Genomic DNA, 21,762 nt, shown 5'->3' with positions numbered 1-21,762 from the left:
TATGCCGCGCTTTGCCGCCAACCTGTCCATGTTGTTTACCGAACAGGATTTCCTTGCCCGCTTCAAAGCGGCCGCCGATGCCGGCTTCGAAGGGGTGGAGTACCTGTTCCCGTACGAATTCAGCTCAGCTGAGATCAAGGCGCAGCTCGACGCCAACGGCCTGACCCAGGTGCTGTTCAACCTTCCGGCCGGCGACTGGGCCAAAGGCGAACGCGGCCTGGCCTGCCACCCCGACCGGGTCGAAGAATTCCGCGCCGGGGTCAAGCTGGCCATCGCCTACGCCCAGGTGCTGGGCAATACCCAGGTCAATTGCCTGGCGGGCATTCGGCCGCACGGCGTGGATGACGAAACCATCGAGAAAACCTTCGTCGCCAACCTCAAGTACGCCGCCGACAAATTGCAGGCGGTGGGCATCAAGCTGGTGATGGAGATGATCAACACCCGCGACATTCCGGGTTTCTACCTCAACACCACCGCGCAGGCCCTGTCGATCCGCGAGCAGGTGGGCAGTGACAATCTGTTCCTGCAATACGACCTCTATCACATGCAAATCATGGAGGGCGACCTGGCCCGCACCCTGGCCACGCACTTGGGTGTGATCAACCACATTCAACTGGCCGACAACCCAGGGCGCAACGAGCCGGGCACCGGTGAGATCAACTACCGCTTCCTGTTCGAGCACCTGGACCGCATCGGTTACACCGGATGGGTCGGCTGCGAGTACAAGCCGCTGACCACCACCGAAGCGGGTTTGGGTTGGCTCAAAAGCCACAACGCCATCTGACAGACACAACCCAAAACACTGTGGGAGGGGGCTTGCTCCCGATAGCAATGTTTCATTCGAAAGGTGTGTCGACTGATGCACCGCTATCGGGAGCAAGCCCCCTCCCACATTTGGACCCGCTGTGTTTGGCAGACCTCATCAAGTCTGCCTATCGAATAAAAAAGAGGACTTCATCATGGCTAAAATCGGATTTATCGGCACCGGTATCATGGGCCAACCCATGGCCGCGAACCTGCAGAAAGCAGGTCACCAACTGTTTCTCTCCGAACATCATGGCAAGGCCCCGGCTGAACTGATCAGCGCCGGCGCGGTGGCCTTGGCCAACCCGCAGCAAGTCGCCCAGGAAGCCGAGTTCATCATCGTCATGGTGCCCGACACTCCACAGGTCGAGGACGTGCTGTTGCGCGCCGACGGCGTGGCCGCCGGCCTGTCGCCGAACAAGGTGGTGATCGACATGAGCTCGATCTCCCCCACCGCCACCAAGGCGTTCGCTGCGAAGATCAATGCGACCGGCGCGCAGTACCTGGATGCCCCAGTGTCCGGTGGTGAAGTCGGCGCCAAGGCCGGCACCCTGAGCATCATGGTCGGTGGCGAACCGCAGACCTTCGAGCGCGCGCTGCCGCTGTTCCAGGCGATGGGCAAGAACATCACCCTGGTGGGCGGTAACGGGGATGGCCAGACCGCCAAGGTCGCCAACCAGATCATCGTGGCCCTGAATATCCAGGCGGTGGCCGAAGCGCTGCTGTTCGCCTCGAAAAACGGCGCCGACCCGGCCAAGGTGCGTGAAGCGCTGATGGGCGGCTTTGCCTCGTCGAAGATCCTGGAAGTGCATGGCGAACGCATGATCAAGGGCACCTTTGACCCAGGCTTTCGTATCAACCTGCACCAGAAGGACTTGAACCTGGCCCTGGCCGGGGCGAAAGAGTTGGGGATCAACTTGCCGAACACCGCCGGCACCCAGCAAGTGTTCAGCACCTGCGCGGCGCTTGGTGGCGGTAACTGGGACCACTCGGCGCTGATCAAGGGCCTGGAGCATATGGCGAATTTCTCGATTCGCGATAAATAAGCCACACCACTCTCCCCTGTTGAAATGCATTCAAAGGTGGGAGGGGGCTTGCTCCCGATTGCGGTGTGTCAGGTTATGGATGAGGTGACTGAAACACTGCTATCGGGGCAAGCCCCCTCCCACATTTGGCCCTCATTTCATAGCTGGATTGTTGCATCTCTAATAACAAGAATTTCCTCGGGAGCCCGCTTATGTCGGTCGATCCGCAACACCTGCTTCGCGAGCTGTTTGCCACAGCCATCGACGCCGCCCACCCCCGGCAAGTCCTTGAACCTTACCTGCCCGCCGACCGCAGCGGCCGGGTGATCGTGATCGGCGCCGGCAAGGCCGCAGCCGCCATGGCCCTGGTTGTGGAGGACTGCTGGCAGGGCGAGGTTCGCGGCCTGGTCGTCACTCGCTACGGCCATGGTGCGCCGTGCCAGAAAATCGAAGTGGTCGAGGCCGCCCATCCCGTGCCCGACGCTGCCGGCCTCGCCGTGGCCAAGCGCGTGCTGGACCTGATCAGCCATCTGACCGAAGACGACCGCGTGATTTTCCTGCTCTCCGGCGGCGGTTCCGCGTTGCTCGCCCTGCCCGCCGAAGGCATCACCCTGGCCGACAAGCAAAACATCAACAAAGCCCTGCTCAAGTCCGGCGCCACCATTGGCGAGATGAATTGCGTGCGCAAGCACCTCTCGGCGATCAAGGGCGGGCGGTTGGCCAAGGCCGCGTGGCCGGCCACGGTCTATACCTACGCGATTTCCGATGTGCCGGGCGACCAGGCCACGGTGATCGCCTCCGGCCCCACGGTCGGCGACCCGAGCACCTCGCAACAGGCCCTGGCGATTCTCAAGCGCTACGGCATCGACGTGCCCGCCTCGGTGCGCAACTGGTTGCAGAACCCCGCGTCGGAGACCGTCAAGCCCGGCGACCCGCTACTCGCCCGCAGTCACTTCCAGTTGATCGCCCGGCCGCAGCAATCCCTGGAAGCGGTGGCGGTAAAAGTACGCCAGGCCGGGTTCAGCCCGCTGATCCTCGGCGACCTCGAAGGTGAAGCGCGCGACGTGGCCAAGGTGCACGCCGGCATTGCCCGGCAAATCGTGCAGCACGGCCAGCCATTGGCGGCACCCTGCGTGATTCTCTCCGGCGGCGAAACCACCGTCACCGTGCGCGGCAATGGCCGTGGCGGGCGCAACGCGGAGTTTCTGCTCAGCCTCACCGACAGCCTCAAAGGCCTGCCCGGCGTCTATGCCCTGGCCGGCGATACCGACGGCATTGACGGCTCGGAAGACAACGCCGGCGCAATCATGACCCCGTGCAGCTACCGCCGCGCCGAAGCCCTGGGCCTGAGCGCCAGCGACGAGCTGGACAACAACAACGGCTACGGTTATTTCGCCGCGCTCGACGGGCTGATCGTCACCGAGCCGACCCGCACCAACGTCAACGACTTCCGCGCCATCCTGATCCTCGAGACTGCCAAACATGACGCCTGACAAGAAGGTCAAAATCCTCGCCACCCTGGGCCCGGCCACTGATGGGATCGATGACATCCGCGAGCTGGTGGAAGCCGGGGTGAATATCTTTCGCCTCAACTTCAGCCATGGCGACCACGCCGATCACGCGCAGCGCTACCAGTGGATTCGCCAGGTGGAGCGCCAGTTGAACTACCCGCTGGGCATCCTCATGGACCTGCAAGGGCCCAAGCTGCGCGTCGGGCGCTTTGCCGAGGGCAAGGTGCAACTGGTGCGCGGCCAGGCGCTGCGCCTGGACCTGGATGAAACACCGGGCGATCAGCGTCGGGTCAACCTGCCCCACCCGGAAATCATCGCGGCACTGGAGCCGGGCATGGAGCTGTTGCTGGACGACGGCAAGCTGCGCCTGCGCGTGCTCACCAAGCATGCCGATGCCATCGACACCACGGTGCTCAATGGCGGCGAGTTGTCCGATCGCAAAGGCGTGAACGTGCCGCAGGCGCTGTTGGAACTCAGCCCGCTCACCGCCAAGGACCGTCGCGACTTGACGTTCGGCCTCGAGTTGGGCGTGGACTGGGTGGCGCTGTCGTTCGTGCAGCGCCCGGAAGATATCCGCGAAGCCCGCGAGCTGATCGGCGACAGGGCGTTCCTGATGGCCAAGATCGAGAAGCCCTCGGCGGTGCAACGGCTGCGGGAAATCGCCGAACTGAGCGACGCGATCATGGTGGCCCGCGGCGACCTGGGCGTGGAAGTGCCGGCCGAAAGCGTGCCGCAGATCCAGAAGGACATCATTAAAACCTGCCGCCAATTGGGTAAGCCGGTGGTGGTGGCGACACAGATGCTCGAGTCCATGCGCTTTTCCCCGGCGCCGACCCGCGCCGAAGTCACCGACGTGGCCAATGCGGTGGCAGAAGGCGCGGACGCGGTGATGCTGTCGGCGGAAACCGCGTCGGGCGAGTACCCGCTGGAAGCCGTGCAGATGATGAGCAAGATTATCCGTCAAGTTGAAAACGGCCCGGACTATCAGGCCCAGCTGGATGTCAGCCGGCCCAGGGCGGACGCCACGGTGTCGGACGCCATCAGCTGTGCGATCCGGCGTATCAGCAGCATCCTGCCGGTGGCGGTGCTGGTGAACTACAGCGAGTCGGGCGCCTCCAGCCTGCGCGCGGCCAGGGAGCGGCCGGTGGCGCCGATCCTCAACCTTACGCCGAACCTGTCCACGGCGCGGCGTCTGAGCGTGGCATGGGGGGTGCACTCGGTGGTCAACGATCGGCTGCGCCAGGTGGATGAGGTGTGTTCCACCGCATTGGAGATCGCCCAGGCCCAGGGGATGGCGCAACGCGGGGATACGCTGGTGATTACCGCCGGGGTGCCGTTCGGGCAATTGGGGTCGACCAACTCGCTGCGTATCGAAACCCTACTGTAGGAGCGAGCTTGCTCGCGAAGAACGTCAACGATGACGCAGGCGTCCTGAATGCACGCGGCGCCCTTGGGTTTTTCGCGAGCAAGCTCGCTCCTACAGGGAGCTGCCATGCACAACTCCACCTGCCCCGACTGGGCCGAAGCCCTGCTCAACGGCTTCAGCCAGATTTTTCTCCAGCGCCATCCGCTGTGCGGCCTGCTGTGCCTGCTGGCGATCCTGATCGGCGCCCCGGCGTTGCTCGGCGGTGCCTTGCTGGGCGGCGTCGCGGGTTTGCTCACGGCCCAGCGCCGGGGTTACCCCAAGGCCGAACGCCAGGCCGGGCTGTATAGCTACAACGGCGTCTTGCTGGGCTTGTTGATCAGCCAGCACTTCGCCTGGTCGGCCCTGGTGCCGCCGCTGATTCTGGCGTGCGGCGGTGTGAGCGCGATGCTGGTGCGGCAGTGGTTGAAATACGCCGCCCAACCGCGGGATCTGCCCGCCTACACCGCACCCTTTGTCGGCCTGGGCTGGTTGTTGCTGGGCACCATGGCGCCCGCTACCTTGGCCCTGATCGAGCCCGATACCCTGACGGTACTCGCTGCGCCGTTCACCGGCCTGGCGCAAGTGCTGCTATTGGACCAGCCCCTGGCCGGGGCCTTGATCGCCGTCGGCGTGCTACTGGCTGACCGCCGCGCCGCCGTGTGGTCACTGCTCGGCGCCATCGCCGGCGTACTGGTCGCCTTGCTGCTGGGCGAAACCAGCGGTGCCCTGCTCGGCCTGCACAGCTACAACCCGGCGCTCGCCGCCCTGGCGCTGAGCCAGGCACGGCGCCAACCCTGGCTGCCGCTGCTCGGCATCGGGCTGGCCATTCTGCTCACCCCAGGGTTTGCCGCGCTGCACCTGCCGGCGCTGACCGCGCCGTTCATTCTCAGCTGCTGGCTGGTGCGCGCCAGCCAGCGAATGCTGCGCACACCGCGCATGGACAGGCCGTTCGAATCCCCCTAGGCTTTGCCGATATTCAATTCAGGCGGGACTTATGGACAGCAACAACGACTGGCGCCAGCGGCTCTACGTCATGGTTTTTCAAAGCGACACCGTCGCCGGGCGGCGCTTTGACGGCATCCTGTTGTTGATCATCCTCGCCAGCCTGGTGATCGTGATGCTCGACAGCATCGACCAGATCCACCAGAACTACGCCGACGTGCTGGCGTATATCGAGTGGGGCTTCACCCTCATCTTCCTGATCGAGTACGGCCTGCGGCTTTACTGCTCGCCCAAGCCATTGCGCTATGCCTTCAGCTTTTATGGGCTGGTGGATCTGCTCGCCATCGTTCCCGGCATCCTCGCGTTGTACTACAGCGACGCGCAGTACCTGCTGATTATCCGCATCATCCGCATGCTGCGGATCTTCCGCGTACTCAAGCTCAGCCCCTACCTCAAGCAGGCCAACTACCTGATGGCGGCGCTGCGCGGCAGCAAGCAGAAGATCGTGGTGTTCCTGGTGAGCGTGTGCACCCTGGTGACGGTGTTCGGCACCTTGATGTATGTGATCGAGGGCCCGGAACACGGGTTTACCAGCATTCCCAAGGGCATCTATTGGGCGATCGTGACGCTCACCACCGTGGGCTTTGGCGACATCGTGCCCAAGACACCGCTGGGCCAGGTGATTTCCTCGCTGGTGATGATCACCGGTTACTCGATCATTGCCGTGCCCACCGGGATATTCACCGCCGAACTGGCGAGCGCCATGCGCGGTGAGCAGTTGCAAACCGATTGCCCGGCGTGCAAGAAAAACAGCCACGAGCCGAATGCGGCGTTTTGCTCACGCTGTGGCAGCAATCTCTTTAAGAAAGTGGAATAAGCAAAGTTCTTTTTAATCTTTAAGCGACTATGCGGCCCCGGCTATAGTCGCTGGCATTGTGCCTCACCCCTTCTCTCGAACAACAAGGAATGAGCAGTGAAAAACATCCTCAGCGCCTCTCTCCTGGCCGCCGGCCTGGCCCTGGCCGGCGCCGTCCAGGCGGCACCGGTCACCCTGCTCAACGTCTCCTACGACGTGATGCGCGATTTCTACAAGGACTACAACGCCGCCTTCCAGAAGCGTTGGGATGCCGAACACCCGAATGACAAGCTGACCCTGCAGATGTCCTTCGGCGGCTCCAGCAAACAAGCGCGCTCGGTGATCGATGGCCTGCCGGCGGACGTGATCACCATGAACATGGCCACCGACATCAACGCCCTGGCTGACAACGGCAAACTGGTACCGGACAACTGGGTCACCCGCCTGCCGAACAACAGCGCGCCGTTCACCTCGGCCACGGTGTTCATCGTGCGCAAGGGCAACCCCAAAGCCCTGAAAGACTGGCCCGACCTGCTCAAGGATGGCGTACAGGTGATCGTGCCCAATCCGAAGACTTCGGGTAACGGCCGATACACCTACCTGTCGGCCTGGGGTTATGTGCTGAAGAACGGCGGCGATGAAGAAAAAGCCAAGACCTTCGTCGGCAAGCTGTTCAAACAGGCACCGGTACTCGACACCGGTGGCCGTGCCGCCACCACCACCTTCATGACCAATCAGATCGGCGACGTGCTGGTCACCTTTGAAAACGAAGCGGAAATGATCGCCCGCGAATTCGGCCGCGATCAGTTCGAAGTGATCTACCCAAGCGTCTCCGCCGAAGCTGAGCCGCCGGTGTCGGTGGTGGACAAAGTGGTCGAGAAGAAAGGCACCCGCGAGGCCGCTGAAGACTACCTGAAGTACCTGTGGTCGGCCGAAGGCCAGGAAATCGCCGCCAACAACTACCTGCGCCCGCGTGACCCGACAGTGCTGGCCAAGTACACCGACCGTTTCCCGAAAGTCGACTTCCTGTCGGTAGAGAAAACCTTTGGTGACTGGCGCACGGTGCAGAAAACCCACTTCAATGATGGCGGCGTGTTTGACCAGATTTACTCCGGCCAGTAAGCGTTTCGGTCGGATATACGCGCTAAAACTGTGGGAGGGGGCTTGCTCCCGATAGCGGTGGGTCAGTCAACACGGGCATTGACTGATACACCGCTATCGGGAGCAAGCCCCCTCCCACATTGGTTTTGTGTAGCGTCATTATTTCGCGGCATGACAGGTATCACCGCAAGCGACCTACTCACTGCCGGCCGATGTCTTTACTCTCTCATCCCATCGTCCTTCGCCTGTATGAGAACCCCATGAATGCTACCCCCCACGCTACCGGCACCATGACCCGAGGCATGGTCATGCTGTTTGCGTTTTGCTGCGGCGCCGTCGTCGCCAACATCTATTACGCGCAGCCGATCATCGAACTGATCGCCCCGGACATCGGGCTCACGCCGGCCATGGCCAGCCTGATTGTGTCGCTGACGCAGATCGGCTATGCCCTGGGCCTGTTCTTCCTGGTGCCGCTGGGGGATTTGCTGGAAAATCGCAGGCTGATGATCATCACCACCGTGGTGGCCATCGCCAGCCTGCTGGGCGCCGCGTTCACCGAGCAGCCCAACCTGTTCCTGCTGGTGTCGCTGCTGATCGGCTTCAGCTCGGTGTCGGTGCAGATCCTGATCCCGTTGGCCGCGCACCTGGCGCCTGCCGAGTCCCGTGGCCGGGTGGTCGGCAGCATCATGGGTGGCCTGCTGCTTGGCATTCTGCTGGCGCGACCGGTGTCCAGCGTGGTGGCGGACCACTTCGGCTGGCGCGCGATGTTCATGGCGGCGGCAGCATTGATGGTGTTCATCAGCGTGGTGTTGATGCTGACCATTCCCAAGCGCCAGCCGGACCACAGCGCCAGCTACGGCCAATTGCTGGGCTCGCTGGGCAGCCTGTTGCGACACCAGCCGGTGCTGCGCCAGCGCGCGTTTTATCAGGGTTGCATGTTCGCCACCTTCAGCCTGTTCTGGACCGCTGCCCCACTGGAACTGGCACGCAATCATGGCCTGACCCAGAGCGAAATCGCGCTGTTCGCCCTGGTCGGTGCCCTGGGTGCCATCGCGGCGCCCATCGCCGGGCGCCTGGCGGACGCCGGCCACACCCACCGTGCGTCGCTGCTGGCGATGCTGTTTGCCGCGTTGAGCTTCCTGCCGGCCTTCGTGCACCCGCTGTACAGTGTGATCGGCCTGGCGGTGACCGGCGTGGTGCTGGACTTCTGCGTGCAGATGAACATGGTCCTCGGCCAGCGCGCCGTCTACGCCCTCGACGCTCAAAGCCGCAGCCGCCTGAACGCGCTGTACATGACCAGCATCTTCATTGGCGGCGCCTTCGGCTCGGCGATTGCCAGCAGCGTGTATGAACACGGCGGTTGGCTGGGGGTGATGCTGGTGGGCAGTGCGTTCCCGCTGGTGGCGTTGTTGCGGTTCCTCAGTGCGTCGCGGCAGGTGACGGTCGCAACCGCTTAAGACCGCACCAACTTCTCCAACGCCGCGTCCGCCAGAAATGACGAGCGGCTTTTGACTTTATGCTCGCGCACGTAACGGTCGATGCGTTGGATGACATAGCCGGGCAAGGTCACATTGACCTTCTCGGTCTTGCCCAGATAGGGCGAGATATCCAGCTCCAACATGCCCCAGCCCATGCCGGCGTAGTCTTCATGGGCATGATGATTGGCGACTGAGGTTGGCATCGGAATCACTCCGCCCTCGGCGGCGATCTCCTGCAGCATGATGTGTGCAACCTCCACGGCCGCGTTATACGCCTCTTCAAAACTGTCCCCAGCGGTGACAGCACCCGGAATATCGGGGATCTGGATACCGGTGGCGGTGAAGTCATCGCCCCATTCGATACAGATTGGGTATTGCATGCATGCTCTCCTTAAAACTGAAACAGCCCGGCGCGTTTCCTGATGCTTCTGACGGTGCCCAAGGGAAGATCCTTCTTCGGATGAGGCACCGGGATCGTGTACGGGTTATAGCGGTGGGTAAAAATGTGATGGCTGCCGGTGACGCGATCCAGCACCCAACCCGCTTCCAGCAATTCCTTGATCAATAGCCTGCTTTGCACCGCCGCCTCCTTGGCTCGGACCGGATAAAAATAACTCTAGAGTTATCTTTACTCAAGCACAGAATTGACTGGTCTGACTGGCGGTTGTTTTACTGAATATGCACAACGGAAGGCGCGCCTGGTGGCGCGGTGGGTGATATCAAAGAGATTTAAGGCGGGTTTCGACGCAGCATCGGCTCAGGCTGAGTGCCCTTGGCCCAAGCAGCAGAGTAAGCGCTCGACGGTATGCTCCAACGGGCCAGAGTTATCCAGCACGAACAAGCCCCCGCTATTGCCGGCGATCAGTTCGGCGGTGAACCGCACGTTGCGTGCCAGGCGTTCCTCAATATCGGCCAATGACTCACGTGCGCGTGCGATCAAACGCTGGCGCAACACCACCTGATCGACCGTCAGCAACAACACCAGCAACGTCGGATAACGCTCACGGGTTTGCGCCAGGTGCGCGCGCGAACCATTGACCAGCACGTCCTCCCCGGCCGCCAGCCATTCATCGATCTGCTTGGGAATGCCGTAGGACAACCCATTGGCCTGCCAACTGAGGGCAAATTCGCCTTGCGCCTGCATCGCCGCAAACTGCGCCGGGCTCACGCCCAACGCCGCTTCACCCACCGCTTCCGCAGACCGGGTGATGACGCGGCGCACAATGCGGCAACCGCGCTCGGCCAACCGTGGGCGTGCGGCATCCAGCAGGCTGTCCTTGCCCGAACCCGATGGCCCGATGAGATAGATCAACCTGCCTGCCATGACCACACCTATTTGTTTTCCCACTGATTGGCCTACTGTACCGGTTTGCCCGGTACAGCAAAGTATATCCAGCGAACCTTCGACAGCTAGGTCAGCAATGAATCGCTATAGTGCAGCGATTTCCTGTGGGAGGGGGCTTGCCCCCGATGGCGGTATGTCAGTCAGACATCAATCGACTGAACCACCGCTATTCGGGGGCAAGCCCCCTCCCACATTTGAACTCCGGAGTTTGGAAGTACGCATTTCGCAGTTATGAAAAAGGCGACCCTAAGGTCGCCTTGTGTCATTGCGCGTACTGCTTGCTCAACCCTGGCGGCACGCCTTGCACGTTGGTTTCTTCCCACGGCCCGTTCGGGCTGATGGAGCGGCTCCAGCCGTTGCTCCAGCGGTAGTAGGTGCGCTGGCGGTAGAAGGTGTCGGGCTGGTCGTCGAGTACGTAGACCTGCATCTTGCCGTCCCAGTGGCTGGCGGCGCCGGGAGGTGGGGCGAAGGTCGGCGATTTGGTTGGCAGTGGTTTCGGCGGCGGAGTGACCGGGCCGGAGGGTTTGGTGGTCGGTTGCGTCGACGGGCCGGACGGCGGGATGGTCGGGCCGGAGGGTGCAGGAGGTGGGCGGTGGACCGCACAGGCGCTCAGGCCCAACACAAGGCTGAGCAGGGTGATACGTGCAAATGCGGTCATGGGCGCTTCCTCGAATTACTTATCCGGACTGTCGATGGTCAGCTGCTGCAGTGCAGTGGTGTTGCTGGCCAGGGGTTGGCTGCGGCCGATCCACTCGCCAGCGGTTGGAACACCTGCCCGGGATATGCGCGCAACCAGTTGGACTTCAGGGAAGTTGGACAGTTTCAACTGCGGCATCATCGCGTCGGCATCGCCCAGTTCCACGGTGACGGGCAGTTCGGCAACGCTGACACGCTTGGCCGCCAGGGGCGCCGGCGGGCCGCTGACGGCGCGGGCAAAGATGAACACGCTGTCGCCGGGCAGGGCCTTGGCTTTCACTTCGGCGGACAGGTCCACGCGTACTTTCAGCACGGCTTTTTGCGCGACAGTGCCGCCACTCTCCCTGAGCTTTTGCGCCGCGCGATCGATACCGCCTTGCAGCGCAACACGGGAATTGTCTTCGGGGGGCAGTTGCGCCAGCAGACGATTCCAGTAATCGATAGCCTCCTGATAGCGCTGGCCTTCGAAGGCGGCGATACCAAGCAGGCCAAGGCTGGTGACTTCCTTTGGATCGAGCTTCAAGGCTTCGTCGGTCAGCGCCTGGACCTTGGGTGACCACTGCTTGTTGTCAGCAAAATATTGCGCCTGAGCCCACTGCCCGAGCAGTTCGGGCTGGCGCCCGGCCAGGGCCACGGTGCGCTCGAAGACGTTGGCGGCATCGGCCGGACGGTCTTGGGCCATGTAGGCGCGTCCCAGGAAGTACAACCCTTCTGCTGAATCCGGTTGCGCGGCGGCGGCGCGTTCCAGGCGTCGGGTCATGTCGGCCATGGACACTGGGGGTTGGGAGAACTCACGGGCCAATTCGACTTTGTCACTCGCGCCAAAATGCAGATACATGCCCAAGCCCAGCACCGGTACCAATACCGCCGCCAGTAATGGCAGCGGTTTGCCCAGGCGGGATTCGCGAGGTTTTTCCAGGCCCTCGGTGTCGGCAAGCAACTCACGCGCCGCTTCGGCGCGGCCGGTATCGAGTTGCGCGGCATTCAACACGCCTTCGTCCTGCTGCACTTGCAGCTCGGCGACGCGTTCTTGATACAGCGCCACGTTCAGCGCGGTGCGGTCCTCTTCACGCTGGGCGCGGCGGCCGCGCAAAACAGGGATCAACAGGAAACTCAGGGCAATCAACAGCAGCAGGCCGGCTGCGAGCCAGAAATCAATCATCAGTCTTGGTGTCCAGCAAGTGGTCGAGACGTTTACGCTCTTCAGGGGACAGCGCATCGGCGCCATCGGCAGGCGCGGCACGGCGGCGGCGCACGATCACGGCCATGACCACCACGCCGGCCAGCAACAGCCCGGCAGGGCCGAACCAGAGCAGCGCGGTCTTGCCGGTCAGGGCCGGTTTATAGCGAACGAAATCACCGTAGCGGTCGACCATGAAGTCAATGATCTGCTGGTTGTCCTTGCCCTCCCCCAGCATGCGGAAGATCTCTTTGCGCAGGTCGGCAGCGATGGGCGCGTTGGAGTCAGCGATGTCCTGGTTCTGGCACTTGGGGCAGCGCAGTTCCTTGGTCAGCTCGCGAAAACGCTCACGCTCGGCGTCGTTGGCAAATTCATAGGTGTCGATGGCGGCGTGGGCCACACCGACCAGCCCCAGCGCCAGGACAGCGGCAGCCAACAGGCGCTTCATGGTCTGGCCTCATCAACCAGGGCCTGGTATTTGGCGGCCAGTTGTTCGCGCCAGACCACTTCGTCGATCACGCCGACGTACTTGTCGCGGATCACGCCCTTGGCATCGATAAAGAAGGTTTCCGGGGCGCCGTACACCCCCAGGTTCAGGCCGAGATTGCCGTCCTCATCGCGAATATCCAGCTGGTACGGGTTGTGGAATTCGGCCAACCACTTCAAGGCCGCGGCATTGTCGTCCTTGTAGTTGATGCCGTAGATGACCACGCCTTTCTCGGCCAGTTTATTCAGCACCGGGTGTTCGACGCGGCAGGAGATGCACCAAGTGCCCCACACGTTGACCAGCGCCGGTTTGCCCAACAGGTCGGCGCGGGACAGCTGCTTGTCGCCCTGCACATTGGGCAGTGAAAACTCCGGGAACGGCTTGCCGATCATTGCCGACGGCAACTCGGCCGGGTCCAGGTACAGGCCGCGATAAAGGAACACCGCCACCACCAGGAACGCTGCCAGCGGCAACACCATCAACCAACGCTTCATACCGCTGCTCCCATACCGAGGGCTTCACGCACCCGGCTCTTGACCTTGACCCGATAGCGCCGGTCCAGCGCGGCAAGCAAGCCACCGAAACCGGTCAACAAACCGCCAAACCAGATCCAGCGCACGAACGGTTTCACATGCACGCGCACCGCCCAGGCGCCGTCGCCCAGCGGTTCACCGAGCGCCACATAAAGGTCACGGGTGAAACCCGCGTCGATGCCCGCTTCGGTCATCATTGAGCTCTGCACCGTGTACAGGCGTTTTTCCGGATGCAGCACAGCGATTTCCTTGCCGTTGCGCACGACGCGCACGGTGCCTTTGTCTGACGTGAAGTTCGGCCCTTCGAAATGCTTGGCGCCTTCAAAGATGAAGTGATAACTGGCCAGGTCCATGGACTCACCCGGCGCCAGGCGCAGGTCGCGCTCGGCGCTGTTCTGGCTCGACAGCACCACCCCCAGGGCACACACCGCGATGCCGAGGTGAGCGATCTGCATGCCCCAGTAGCTGCGGGTCAACGTCGGCAGGCCTTTGATCAGGCCCTTGTGACGGGTTTTGTCGGCAATATCGCGCACACCGGCCAGCAATACCCAGGCCGCGAGCAGGAAAGTGGCAAGCACCGCCCAGTTGAAATCGCCGTAGGCCACCCCGGCGATCACGGCCAGGGCCACACTGCCCAGCAGCACCGGCATCAGCATGCCGGCCAGCCATTTCACCGGGGTGTCTTTCCAGCGCACCAGCATGCCGACCGCCATCACCACCATCAACAGGCCCATCAACGGAATGAACAAGGCGTTGAAGTACGGCGGGCCGACAGACAGCTTGGCGCCGCTCAAGGCATCCAGCACCAATGGGTACAGCGTGCCGAGCAGGATCATCGACGCAGCCACCACCAGCACAAGGTTGTTACCGAGCAGCAAGGTTTCCCGCGACCACAGGTTAAAGCCGACCTGGCTCTTGACCACCGGTGCGCGCAGGGCGAACAGCGTCAGCGAACCACCGACCACAAACAGCAGGAAGATCAGGATGAACACACCGCGCGCAGGGTCCGACGCAAACGCGTGCACTGACGTCAGCACGCCCGAACGCACGAGGAAGGTGCCGAGCAGGCTGAGGGAAAATGCCGCGATGGCCAGCAGCACGGTCCAGCTCTTGAACACGCCACGTTTTTCGGTGACGGCCAGGGAGTGAATCAGCGCGGTGCCGACCAGCCAGGGCATGAAGGACGCATTTTCCACCGGGTCCCAGAACCACCAGCCGCCCCAGCCGAGTTCGTAGTAGGCCCACCACGACCCCAGGGTGATGCCGATACCCAGGAAGGCCCAGGCGACGATGGTCCAGGGACGCGACCAGCGCGCCCAGGCCGCATCCAGGCGCCCCCCGAGCAACGCGGCGATGGCGAAGGCAAAGGCCACGGAGAAGCCGACATACCCCATGTAAAGCATCGGTGGGTGCACGATCAGGCCGATGTCTTGCAGCAGTGGGTTGAGGTCATGCCCGTCCATCGGAACCTGCGGCAGGATGCGGCTGAACGGGTTGGACGTCATGATCAGGAACAGCAGGAAACCGATGCTGATCATGCCCATCACCGCCAGCACCCGTGCCAGCATCACTTGCGGCAATTGGCGCGAGAACACCGACACGGCGAAGGTCCAGCCGCCGAGGATCAACGCCCACAGCAGCAGCGACCCTTCGTGGGCGCCCCACACGGCGCTGAACTTGTAGTACCAGGGCAGCACGCTGTTGGAGTTATTGGCCACATAGGCGACGGAAAAATCGTCGGTCATGAAGGCGTAGGTCAGGCAGCCGAAGGCGAACAGCAGGAACGCGAACTGGCCCCAGGCGGCCGGCTGCGCCAGGCTCATCCACAGGCGGTCGCCGCGCCAGGCACCGAGCAGCGGCACCACGGCCTGGACGACGGCGAAGCACAGGGCGAGGATCATCGCCAACTGGCCCAGCTCAGGAATAAACAGTGCGGACGTCATCGCTTAGCCCTCCTTGGCAGGTGCCGGCATTGAGCCAGGCGCGGATTGGCCGCTGTCTTTCAACGCTTTGGTGACTTCCGGCGGCATGTATTTTTCATCGTGCTTGGCCAGCACTTCATCGGCCACCACCACGCCGTTGGCGTTGAGCTTGCCCAGGGCGACGATGCCCTGGCCTTCGCGGAACAGGTCCGGGAGGATGCCGCGATAGGTGATGGTCACGGCTCTGTTGAAGTCGGTGACGACGAAGGTCACGTCCAGGGAATCGCCGGAGCGTTTCAGCGAACCCTTCTCCACCATGCCGCCGGCGCGGATGCGCGTGTCCACCGGCGCTTCGCCATTGGCGATCTGGGTCGGGGTGTAGAACAGGTTGATGTTCTGCTGCAGGGCACTCAGGGCCAAGCCCACGGCAATGGCGACGCCGGCCAGGATGGCAAGGATGATCAACAGACGCTTTCGGCGCAACGGATTCACTTATCGGTCTCCCGGCGCAGACGACGCGCCTCTTGTTGCAGGTAACGCTTGCGCGCCAGAAGCGGCGCGGCGACGTTGAGGGCCAGCACTGCGAGGCAGATGCCATAGGCCGTCCAGACATACAGGCCGTGATGGCCCATGGCGAGAAAATCGCTGAATGAAGCAAAACTCATGCAGGCGCTCCCAGGCTGGCTTGAACTTCGGCCTTGACCCAGCTGGTGCGGGCCTCACGCTTGAGCACTTCCAGGCGCATGCGCAGCAGCAGCACCGCGCCGAAGAAACAGTAGAAACCCAGCACCATCAGTAGCAACGGCGCCCACATTTCCACCGGCATTGCCGGCTTTTCGGTGAGGGTGAAGGTGGCGCCCTGGTGCAGGGTGTTCCACCACTCTACCGAGTATTTGATGATCGGGATGTTGATCACGCCGACAATCGCCAGCACCGCGCAGGCCTTGGCGGCGCTGTCACGGTTGCTGATCGCGTTGCCCAGGGCAATCAGGCCGAAGTACAGGAACAGCAGGATCAACATGGACGTGAGCCGCGCATCCCACACCCACCACGAACCCCAGGTGGGTTTGCCCCAGATCGCGCCGGTGACCAGCGCCACGGCGGTCATCCACGCACCGATCGGCGCGGCACATTGCAGGGCGACATCGGCAAGCTTCATCTTCCAGACCAGGCCGACGATGCCGCACACCGCCAGCATCACGTAGCAGGACTGCGCCAGCATGGCGGCGGGCACGTGGATATAGATGATGCGAAAGCTGTTGCCTTGCTGGTAGTCCGGCGGCGCGAAGGCCAGGCCCCAGACCAGGCCGGCGCCGATCAGCAGCACGGCGGCGGCGCTCAACCACGGCAGCAGCTTGCCGCTGATGCCATAAAACCATTTGGGCGAGCCGAGCTTGTGAAACCAGGTCCAGTTCATTGCTGTTTCTCACGGTTGCTGCTTGTCGTGGCAAGCAGCTTAGGGTCTTTACTGGCTAAGCGTGTAACGCCTGACCAGACCTCATTATTCGCCGACGCTGATCTTCAGGCCGGCCGCTATGGCAAAGGGTGTCAGGGTTACCGCCAGGGCGGCCAGGCTGCCAAGCCACAGGAGGTAACCGGTCGCCGGCATGCCCATCAGCGCAGCCTGCAAAGCACCGCTGCCGAGGATCAGAACCGGGATGTACAACGGCAGAATCAGCAGGGCCAGTAACAGGCCACCGCGCTTCAACCCGACGGTCAACGCTGCGCCCACCGCCCCCAACAGGCTGAGCACTGGCGTACCGAGTAACAAGGACAGGAGCAACACCGGCAGGCATTCAACCGGCAGGCCCAGCATCAGCGCCAGCAGCGGCGAAAGCAAGACCAGCGCGAGGCCGGAAAAGGCCCAGTGTGCCAGTACCTTGGCCAATACCAGAAGGGGCAAAGGGTGCGACGAAAGGACCCATTGCTCCAGGGAACCGTCTTCGAAATCACTGCGAAACAGCCCGTCCAGCGAGAGCAGCACGGATAAAAGCGCCGCTACCCACACCAGTCCCGGGGACAAGGTTTGCAACAGTTTAGTCTCGGGACCGACCGCCAAGGGGAACAAGGCAACCACGATGGCGAAGAACACCAGCGGGTTGGCCAGTTCTGCCGGGCGACGGCACAACAGGCGTGCTTCGCGGGCGACCAGCAGCGCAAAGACGCTCATGCCGAGCACCGCCCCAGATCCAGTTCACGGTAACCGGCGGGCCTGCGCGCCAGGGTGTGGTGGGTGGTGAGCACCACCAACCCGCCCTGCTCGCAATGCCGGGCCAGGTGTTCTTCCAATTGGGTCACGCCTTGTTTGTCGAGGGCGGTGAATGGTTCGTCGAGAATCCACAGCGGCGGGCCCGGCAAGTACAGGCGCGCCAGCGCGACACGACGCTGCTGGCCGGCGGACAGGGTATGACAGGGCACGTCTTCGAAGCCCTTGAGACCGACAGCGGCCAGGGCCTGCCAGATTGCATCGCGGCCAGCGGGATGATGCAACGCGCTGAGCCAACTGAGGTTTTCTTCTGCGGTGAGTACGTCCTTGATCCCGGCGGCGTGGCCGATCCAGATCAGGTTGCGGGCCAACTCGGTGCGCTGTTCATGCAGGGGCTTGCCGTTAAGCCGAACCTCACCCGCCGTCGGTTGCATCAACCCGGCCAGCAAGCGCAGCAGGCTGGTCTTGCCACTGCCGTTGGGGCCGCTGATTTGCACCATGTCGCCAGCCGCCAGGCGCAATTCGAGGTGTTCGAACAGCAGGCGCAGGTCGCGTTCACAGGCAAGCGCTACGGCTTCAAGAAGAGGGCTGGTCAAGAGATCGCGGGCCTTTACGGTTCAAGTCGGCGGTGCAGCGGCCGTTATAGAGAAATGCACAATAACGGCTTTGGCGACCGATTTTAGAGAGCTGGATCAAATAGTTGTGAGGTTTTTACCGCTCTCTTTGCAGACGGGCGGCATTATACATGCGATGCCCTACTCTAAAGAGGGCAATTTCCCCAGAGACGATGCGCACGATGACCGGTGAGATCAACCTTCCTACCCTGCCGCCAACCGCGACTTCAGGCCCCGCCCCGCTGCCTGCGGCCGGCGAACTGCTCAAGCTGCTGGAGCCGCAGACCGGCTTGATCGCGCCCGGAAAAACCGTCAACGCCGAGGTGATCGCGCTTAAACAAGGCGGCGAAGCTTTTCAGCTGCTGTTGAAGTTAACCCTCGATGGCGGTCGCCAGACCCTGGTGCAAGCCAGCAGCACCCAGCCGTTACCGTTGGGCAGTAACGTGGCCGTGGGCCAGACGCAAGCGGGCAACCTGACCCTCTCGCTGCAGCAGGCGTTGAGCGCCAATGTCGCCGCCCTCACCCGCATCGACACCGCCCAAATGCCGGTAGGCACGCTGCTGCAAGCCAAGGTGCTGACCACCCAGCTGCTGCCCCAGGGCAGCGCGCAGCCAGCGGTCTATCGCTCGCTGGTAAGCGTGCTCAATAGCGCCATGACCACTGCCACCCTCACCGTGGAAAGCCCGCAGCCGTTACGGGTTGGCAGCCTGCTCAGCGCGGTGGTGCAGGACGCGCAAACCCTGAACTTCGTGCCCTTGAGCGGCATGAAGGACCAATTGGCGGTCGCGCAGCAACTCTCGACCCAGCAAAGTCGCCAAGGCTCGCTGGATGCGGTGTTTACGGCCCTGCAAAACCTGCCCCGTGGCGACAGCACCTCCGCCGACCTGCGTGGGGCGGCCGAGCGTTTACTGGCGGCGCTGCCTGATCTGGCGCAAGTCAGCAATCCCAAGGTGCTGGCGCAACTGGTGCAGAACAGCGGGGCCTTTCTGGAGGCCAAGCTGCTTGCCGGGCAGAATCCACAAATACCACCGTTGGACATGAAGGGCGCGCTGCTGCGCCTGGTCGCGGACCTACTGCCTGCCCTGCCCGCCAGCACCAATCTGAATGCCATCCTCGCCGCCAATACCCTGGCCCAGGTATTGCCCAATTTTGTGCGCAGCCCGTTGGGCACCCTCGGTCAGGTCAGTGCGCGTCAGACGCCCGCAAGTTTCCCACTGCCGGAGCGGCTGATGGCCAAACTGGAAGGCGAAGGCGACCTGGAAAACCTCTTGCGCCTGGCCGCCGGGGCGATCGCCCGCTTACAAAGCCACCAACTGTCAAGCCTGGAACAGACCGGCACCACCGCCGATGGCCGCCTGCAAACCACCTGGCAACTGGAAATCCCCATGCGCAACCTGCAGGACATCGTACCGCTGCAGGTGAAATTCCAGCGCGAGGAGCCGCCCGCAGATAAAGAGCAGCCCGACCGCAAAGAGCGCAAAGACCCCAAGCAGATGCTCTGGCGCGTGGAACTGGCGTTCGATATGGAGCCGTTGGGGCCGTTGCAGGTGCAGGCGCAACTGACTCAGGGCAAACTCTCAAGCCAGTTATGGGCGACACGGCCCTTTACCGCCAGCCTGATCGAAAACCACCTGGGCAGCCTGCGCGAACGCCTGGTGGCATCCGGGCTTAACGTAGGCGATCTGGATTGCCACCTCGGCACCCCGCCGCGCGGGCCCAAAACCGGACTGGAACAACGCTGGGTGGATGAGACCGCATGAAGAACCCCTCACCTCCCCGTCAGGCGATCGCCCTCAAGTACGATGGCCAGCAAGCCCCCACCCTGACCGCCAAGGGCGATGAGGCCCTGGCTGAAGCGATCCTCAAGCTGGCGCGGGAAAATGAAGTGCCTATCTATGAAAACGCCGAATTGGTGAAACTGCTGGCGCGCATGGAACTGGGGGACAGCATTCCGGAGGAGTTGTACCGCACGATCGCCGAAATCATCGCGTTTGCCTGGACCTTGAAGGGCAAGTTCCCGGTGGGCTATGACCCCGACGCGGGGCCGGTGGAGCGGGATGTGACGGAACGTGGCGACGACTACTGAATAAAGCCAGGCCAACACCGATTCAAATATGGGAGGGGGCTTGCCCCAATGCCAGTCAGTTAAGGGCGAACACTGTACCTGTGGCGAGGGAGCTTGCTCCCGCTGGGCCGCGAAGCGGCCCCAGAAATGGGACTGCTGCGCAGTCCAGCGGGAGCAAGCTCCCTCGCCACAGGTTACTTTTTACCCTTTCTACTTCTTAACTGACTGGCATTGGGGCTTGCCCCCGATAGCGGCGTATCAGTCACCTGATGTGGTGCTGAACCTGCGCTATCGACCAAGCCAATAAACCTCAGCGGCGCAGCAGACGGTCCAGCACCAGCAGGGCCACCGCACCAATCGCGAGCGCGGCGACTGGTTTTTCTTTAACGAACGTAGATACGCTGTCCAGCGCGTCGCCATAGGTCTGAGTCAGCTGACCGGCAGCTTGTCGTCCAACACCTTCTGCTTCGATCTTCGAATCACCCAACAACTTCCCGACCGCACTTTGTGCCTTGCCGGCGAGTTTTTGTGCAACACCTTCTGCCTGTTCACTCTTCATGATTCACCACACCTTTGCGTGTCATTGATCAGCTCAGGATCGACCCAAGCCAGGGGTTATCTGCACAGCGTTAGGGGAATAGGCGTCACAATTAGTTCAAAGTTGATGAACCTCAGGATTCGAAGGCCCCGAGCTTGGAAAAGCTAGGGCGCGAGGCCCTAGCGGGTATCACTTTTTCTTTTTCGCCGGCTTGTCTGCTTTCTCTGACTTCTTCTCTGTCTTCTCTGACTTCTTCGCCTTTTCTGGCTTGCTGTCAGCTTTTTTCACGGACTTCTTGGGTTCGGCATCTTTTTTCTTGTCTTTCTTTTCCGAAGATTTTGAAAGAGCCGATGCCGCTGCGGATTTTTTTGCGGGTGAAGACTTTTTGTCTTTCAATTCCTTGCTGGCTTTCGAACCTTCACCTTTGCTTTTCTTCTCGTCTTTAGCCACGTTGCCCACCTCTCGGAATATGCCGATATTGGCAAATTGCCTGTGCGATTCGTCACAAGCTATTCGTTAGGTAAGCGCGTTCACGGGCGGTTCAAATTTTTGCTGCGTCGACAGGCTGACCAATTGGATTGTCGGGCGCCCGGTCACTTCGATTGAACGATCAATTAGACGCTCCCTCTATCGCTTAACCAGTGAATGGAGGATGTGACCATGATCGACTCAGCAACCGGCATGAAGCCAGGGGAACGGTATTTAATCGAGAGCCAGGAGCGCACTCATCATTTCCCGGGGTTTTTTCTCGATGGAAAATACTACTTGGGCCCCGAGCTTATGACTGCCGTGGGATGGCTTGAAGGTCAGAAATTCCTGTACGACGAACTCGACGCGCTGGGAGACCCGGTGTTTCCTGGGCGGGTCGCTGGCGTTATCGAAGACCTGACGTTGACGCTCAATGACGGCGCGCGCCTCAAGTTGAAGGAAGTTCGCTTTCACGCACCGCTGGAACAGCCCGACCCGAAATCAACGAGAAAGATCGAAGGCGGCTGGAGAGATCGTCCACTGCTCATTGCAGGTGTCACCGCTTTGGCATTCGGCGTTATTGCGT

General features: G+C 62.1%; 25 protein-coding genes and 1 pseudogene. 11 read left to right on the top strand and 15 right to left on the bottom strand.

The genetic code is table 11. The annotated features are described in order from the left end of the window. Nucleotide 1: 1 nt before the first annotated feature. From hyi to C4J93_RS08955, 8 genes are all read left to right on the top strand, one after another. The gene (gene hyi, locus C4J93_RS08990) at nucleotides 2–784 is read left to right on the top strand and encodes a hydroxypyruvate isomerase (RefSeq protein WP_124429133.1); all 783 of its coding nucleotides are present in this window, start codon (nucleotides 2–4) and stop codon (nucleotides 782–784) included. A gap of 175 nt (nucleotides 785–959) precedes the next feature. Further along, on the top strand, nucleotides 960–1,850 hold the full coding sequence (locus tag C4J93_RS08985; RefSeq protein WP_124361963.1) for a 2-hydroxy-3-oxopropionate reductase: 891 nt from the start codon (nucleotides 960–962) through the stop codon (nucleotides 1,848–1,850). A gap of 191 nt (nucleotides 1,851–2,041) precedes the next feature. Further along, complete coding sequence (locus C4J93_RS08980) at nucleotides 2,042–3,322, top strand: glycerate kinase (protein ID WP_124429132.1); 1,281 nt, start codon at nucleotides 2,042–2,044, stop codon at nucleotides 3,320–3,322. Further along, entirely contained in the window at nucleotides 3,312–4,727 is a 1,416-nt protein-coding gene (gene pyk / locus C4J93_RS08975) for a pyruvate kinase (RefSeq protein WP_124429131.1), read from the top strand. The genes C4J93_RS08980 and pyk overlap by 11 nt, the downstream gene beginning before the upstream one ends. A 105-nt stretch (nucleotides 4,728–4,832) precedes the next feature. Beyond that, the gene (locus C4J93_RS08970) at nucleotides 4,833–5,708 is read left to right on the top strand and encodes an urea transporter (RefSeq protein WP_124429130.1); all 876 of its coding nucleotides are present in this window, start codon (nucleotides 4,833–4,835) and stop codon (nucleotides 5,706–5,708) included. A gap of 31 nt (nucleotides 5,709–5,739) precedes the next feature. Continuing rightward, complete coding sequence (locus C4J93_RS08965) at nucleotides 5,740–6,564, top strand: ion transporter (RefSeq protein WP_124429129.1); 825 nt, start codon at nucleotides 5,740–5,742, stop codon at nucleotides 6,562–6,564. Nucleotides 6,565–6,660: 96 nt separating this feature from the next. Then, a complete protein-coding gene (locus C4J93_RS08960) occupies nucleotides 6,661–7,665 on the top strand; it encodes a sulfate ABC transporter substrate-binding protein (protein ID WP_124429128.1) in 1,005 nt (334 codons plus the stop codon). Between the two features lie 239 nt (nucleotides 7,666–7,904). After that, nucleotides 7,905–9,101 carry an MFS transporter gene (locus tag C4J93_RS08955; RefSeq protein ID WP_124429127.1) on the top strand — a complete coding sequence of 399 codons (1,197 nt, stop codon included), beginning with the start codon at nucleotides 7,905–7,907 and terminating at the stop codon, nucleotides 9,099–9,101. Here the strand turns inward: C4J93_RS08955 and C4J93_RS08950 are convergent. The 13 genes from C4J93_RS08950 to ccmA form a co-directional block, all read right to left on the bottom strand. Further along, nucleotides 9,098–9,502 (bottom strand): type II toxin-antitoxin system HicB family antitoxin, encoded by a 405-nt coding sequence (locus tag C4J93_RS08950; protein ID WP_048729935.1) that lies wholly within the window; start codon nucleotides 9,500–9,502, stop codon nucleotides 9,098–9,100. The two genes, C4J93_RS08955 and C4J93_RS08950, sit on opposite strands and share 4 nt — an antisense overlap. Nucleotides 9,503–9,513: 11 nt before the next feature. Beyond that, nucleotides 9,514–9,702 carry a type II toxin-antitoxin system HicA family toxin gene (locus C4J93_RS08945; RefSeq protein ID WP_057722727.1) on the bottom strand — a complete coding sequence of 63 codons (189 nt, stop codon included), beginning with the start codon at nucleotides 9,700–9,702 and terminating at the stop codon, nucleotides 9,514–9,516. A gap of 177 nt (nucleotides 9,703–9,879) precedes the next feature. Further along, entirely contained in the window at nucleotides 9,880–10,446 is a 567-nt protein-coding gene (phnN, locus tag C4J93_RS08940; protein WP_124429126.1) for a phosphonate metabolism protein/1,5-bisphosphokinase (PRPP-forming) PhnN, read from the bottom strand. Nucleotides 10,447–10,729: 283 nt separating this feature from the next. Then, nucleotides 10,730–11,125, bottom strand: a complete 396-nt coding sequence (locus C4J93_RS08935; protein WP_124370154.1) for a hypothetical protein — start codon at nucleotides 11,123–11,125, stop codon at nucleotides 10,730–10,732. A 15-nt stretch (nucleotides 11,126–11,140) separates the two neighbouring features. Beyond that, nucleotides 11,141–12,325, bottom strand: a complete 1,185-nt coding sequence (ccmI, locus tag C4J93_RS08930; protein WP_124429125.1) for a c-type cytochrome biogenesis protein CcmI — start codon at nucleotides 12,323–12,325, stop codon at nucleotides 11,141–11,143. Next, nucleotides 12,318–12,791 carry a cytochrome c-type biogenesis protein gene (locus tag C4J93_RS08925; RefSeq protein ID WP_124429124.1) on the bottom strand — a complete coding sequence of 158 codons (474 nt, stop codon included), beginning with the start codon at nucleotides 12,789–12,791 and terminating at the stop codon, nucleotides 12,318–12,320. Before C4J93_RS08925 ends, ccmI begins: the two co-directional genes overlap by 8 nt. Beyond that, complete coding sequence (locus C4J93_RS08920) at nucleotides 12,788–13,324, bottom strand: DsbE family thiol:disulfide interchange protein (RefSeq protein WP_124429123.1); 537 nt, start codon at nucleotides 13,322–13,324, stop codon at nucleotides 12,788–12,790. The genes C4J93_RS08925 and C4J93_RS08920 overlap by 4 nt, the downstream gene beginning before the upstream one ends. Further along, nucleotides 13,321–15,306 carry a heme lyase CcmF/NrfE family subunit gene (locus tag C4J93_RS08915; RefSeq protein WP_124429122.1) on the bottom strand — a complete coding sequence of 662 codons (1,986 nt, stop codon included), beginning with the start codon at nucleotides 15,304–15,306 and terminating at the stop codon, nucleotides 13,321–13,323. The genes C4J93_RS08920 and C4J93_RS08915 overlap by 4 nt, the downstream gene beginning before the upstream one ends. A 3-nt stretch (nucleotides 15,307–15,309) precedes the next feature. Continuing rightward, nucleotides 15,310–15,777, bottom strand: a complete 468-nt coding sequence (gene ccmE / locus C4J93_RS08910) for a cytochrome c maturation protein CcmE (protein WP_124429121.1) — start codon at nucleotides 15,775–15,777, stop codon at nucleotides 15,310–15,312. Continuing rightward, the gene (ccmD, locus tag C4J93_RS08905; protein WP_057722744.1) at nucleotides 15,774–15,950 is read right to left on the bottom strand and encodes a heme exporter protein CcmD; all 177 of its coding nucleotides are present in this window, start codon (nucleotides 15,948–15,950) and stop codon (nucleotides 15,774–15,776) included. The genes ccmE and ccmD overlap by 4 nt, the downstream gene beginning before the upstream one ends. Next, on the bottom strand, nucleotides 15,947–16,702 hold the full coding sequence (gene ccmC, locus C4J93_RS08900) for a heme ABC transporter permease (RefSeq protein WP_124429120.1): 756 nt from the start codon (nucleotides 16,700–16,702) through the stop codon (nucleotides 15,947–15,949). The genes ccmD and ccmC overlap by 4 nt, the downstream gene beginning before the upstream one ends. 84 nt (nucleotides 16,703–16,786) lie before the next feature. After that, complete coding sequence (gene ccmB / locus C4J93_RS08895) at nucleotides 16,787–17,455, bottom strand: heme exporter protein CcmB (protein ID WP_124361944.1); 669 nt, start codon at nucleotides 17,453–17,455, stop codon at nucleotides 16,787–16,789. Beyond that, a complete protein-coding gene (gene ccmA, locus C4J93_RS08890; RefSeq protein WP_124429119.1) occupies nucleotides 17,452–18,087 on the bottom strand; it encodes a cytochrome c biogenesis heme-transporting ATPase CcmA in 636 nt (211 codons plus the stop codon). Before ccmA ends, ccmB begins: the two co-directional genes overlap by 4 nt. Before the next feature lie 200 nt (nucleotides 18,088–18,287). Here ccmA and C4J93_RS08885 point away from each other — a divergent pair, with 200 nt between their 5' ends. Together C4J93_RS08885 and C4J93_RS08880 are read left to right on the top strand one after the other, a co-directional pair. Next, nucleotides 18,288–19,865: a flagellar hook-length control protein FliK gene (locus C4J93_RS08885; protein WP_124429118.1), complete on the top strand. Its 1,578-nt coding sequence runs from the start codon at nucleotides 18,288–18,290 to the stop codon at nucleotides 19,863–19,865. Continuing rightward, a complete protein-coding gene (locus C4J93_RS08880; protein WP_124366406.1) occupies nucleotides 19,862–20,191 on the top strand; it encodes an EscU/YscU/HrcU family type III secretion system export apparatus switch protein in 330 nt (109 codons plus the stop codon). The genes C4J93_RS08885 and C4J93_RS08880 overlap by 4 nt, the downstream gene beginning before the upstream one ends. Before the next feature lie 289 nt (nucleotides 20,192–20,480). On the opposite strand, the gene C4J93_RS08875 is transcribed toward C4J93_RS08880, so the two are convergent. Further along, nucleotides 20,481–20,729 (bottom strand): CsbD family protein, encoded by a 249-nt coding sequence (locus tag C4J93_RS08875; protein WP_124366405.1) that lies wholly within the window; start codon nucleotides 20,727–20,729, stop codon nucleotides 20,481–20,483. Nucleotides 20,730–20,897: 168 nt separating this feature from the next. Then, nucleotides 20,898–21,167, bottom strand: coding sequence for a hypothetical protein (locus C4J93_RS08870; protein WP_164485239.1), 270 nt, complete (start codon nucleotides 21,165–21,167; stop codon nucleotides 20,898–20,900). 201 nt (nucleotides 21,168–21,368) lie between these two features. Here C4J93_RS08870 and C4J93_RS27350 point away from each other — a divergent pair. After that, nucleotides 21,369–21,636, top strand: a pseudogene (locus C4J93_RS27350) (short-chain dehydrogenase); the annotation flags it as partial. Nucleotides 21,637–21,762 lie beyond the last annotated feature (126 nt).

Source organism: Pseudomonas sp. R2-37-08W (assembly GCF_003851705.1).
Lineage (GTDB): Bacteria > Pseudomonadota > Gammaproteobacteria > Pseudomonadales > Pseudomonadaceae > Aquipseudomonas.
Note: the sequence above shows the minus strand (reverse complement) of the source record. Positions and strands in the feature narration are given on the sequence as shown.

What these genes read in the sequence shown, in the direction of transcription:
- C4J93_RS08925 (WP_124429124.1), bottom strand. Translation starts at nt 12,791, where the DNA reads ATGAAGCGCCTGTTGGCTGCCGCTGTCCTGGCGCTGGGGCTGGTCGGT.
- ccmD (WP_057722744.1), bottom strand. Translation starts at nt 15,950, where the DNA reads ATGAGTTTTGCTTCATTCAGCGATTTTCTCGCCATGGGCCATCACGGC.
- C4J93_RS08915 (WP_124429122.1), bottom strand. Translation starts at nt 15,306, where the DNA reads ATGACGTCCGCACTGTTTATTCCTGAGCTGGGCCAGTTGGCGATGATC.
- C4J93_RS08955 (WP_124429127.1), top strand. Translation starts at nt 7,905, where the DNA reads ATGAATGCTACCCCCCACGCTACCGGCACCATGACCCGAGGCATGGTC.
- C4J93_RS08985 (WP_124361963.1), top strand. Translation starts at nt 960, where the DNA reads ATGGCTAAAATCGGATTTATCGGCACCGGTATCATGGGCCAACCCATG.
- C4J93_RS08920 (WP_124429123.1), bottom strand. Translation starts at nt 13,324, where the DNA reads ATGAAGCGTTGGTTGATGGTGTTGCCGCTGGCAGCGTTCCTGGTGGTG.
- ccmI (WP_124429125.1), bottom strand. Translation starts at nt 12,325, where the DNA reads ATGATTGATTTCTGGCTCGCAGCCGGCCTGCTGCTGTTGATTGCCCTG.
- C4J93_RS08965 (WP_124429129.1), top strand. Translation starts at nt 5,740, where the DNA reads ATGGACAGCAACAACGACTGGCGCCAGCGGCTCTACGTCATGGTTTTT.
- C4J93_RS08980 (WP_124429132.1), top strand. Translation starts at nt 2,042, where the DNA reads ATGTCGGTCGATCCGCAACACCTGCTTCGCGAGCTGTTTGCCACAGCC.
- C4J93_RS08935 (WP_124370154.1), bottom strand. Translation starts at nt 11,125, where the DNA reads ATGACCGCATTTGCACGTATCACCCTGCTCAGCCTTGTGTTGGGCCTG.
- C4J93_RS08880 (WP_124366406.1), top strand. Translation starts at nt 19,862, where the DNA reads ATGAAGAACCCCTCACCTCCCCGTCAGGCGATCGCCCTCAAGTACGAT.
- C4J93_RS08885 (WP_124429118.1), top strand. Translation starts at nt 18,288, where the DNA reads ATGACCGGTGAGATCAACCTTCCTACCCTGCCGCCAACCGCGACTTCA.
- C4J93_RS08950 (WP_048729935.1), bottom strand. Translation starts at nt 9,502, where the DNA reads ATGCAATACCCAATCTGTATCGAATGGGGCGATGACTTCACCGCCACC.
- C4J93_RS08970 (WP_124429130.1), top strand. Translation starts at nt 4,833, where the DNA reads ATGCACAACTCCACCTGCCCCGACTGGGCCGAAGCCCTGCTCAACGGC.
- C4J93_RS08875 (WP_124366405.1), bottom strand. Translation starts at nt 20,729, where the DNA reads ATGAAGAGTGAACAGGCAGAAGGTGTTGCACAAAAACTCGCCGGCAAG.
- pyk (WP_124429131.1), top strand. Translation starts at nt 3,312, where the DNA reads ATGACGCCTGACAAGAAGGTCAAAATCCTCGCCACCCTGGGCCCGGCC.
- phnN (WP_124429126.1), bottom strand. Translation starts at nt 10,446, where the DNA reads ATGGCAGGCAGGTTGATCTATCTCATCGGGCCATCGGGTTCGGGCAAG.
- ccmC (WP_124429120.1), bottom strand. Translation starts at nt 16,702, where the DNA reads ATGAACTGGACCTGGTTTCACAAGCTCGGCTCGCCCAAATGGTTTTAT.
- hyi (WP_124429133.1), top strand. Translation starts at nt 2, where the DNA reads ATGCCGCGCTTTGCCGCCAACCTGTCCATGTTGTTTACCGAACAGGAT.
- ccmB (WP_124361944.1), bottom strand. Translation starts at nt 17,455, where the DNA reads ATGAGCGTCTTTGCGCTGCTGGTCGCCCGCGAAGCACGCCTGTTGTGC.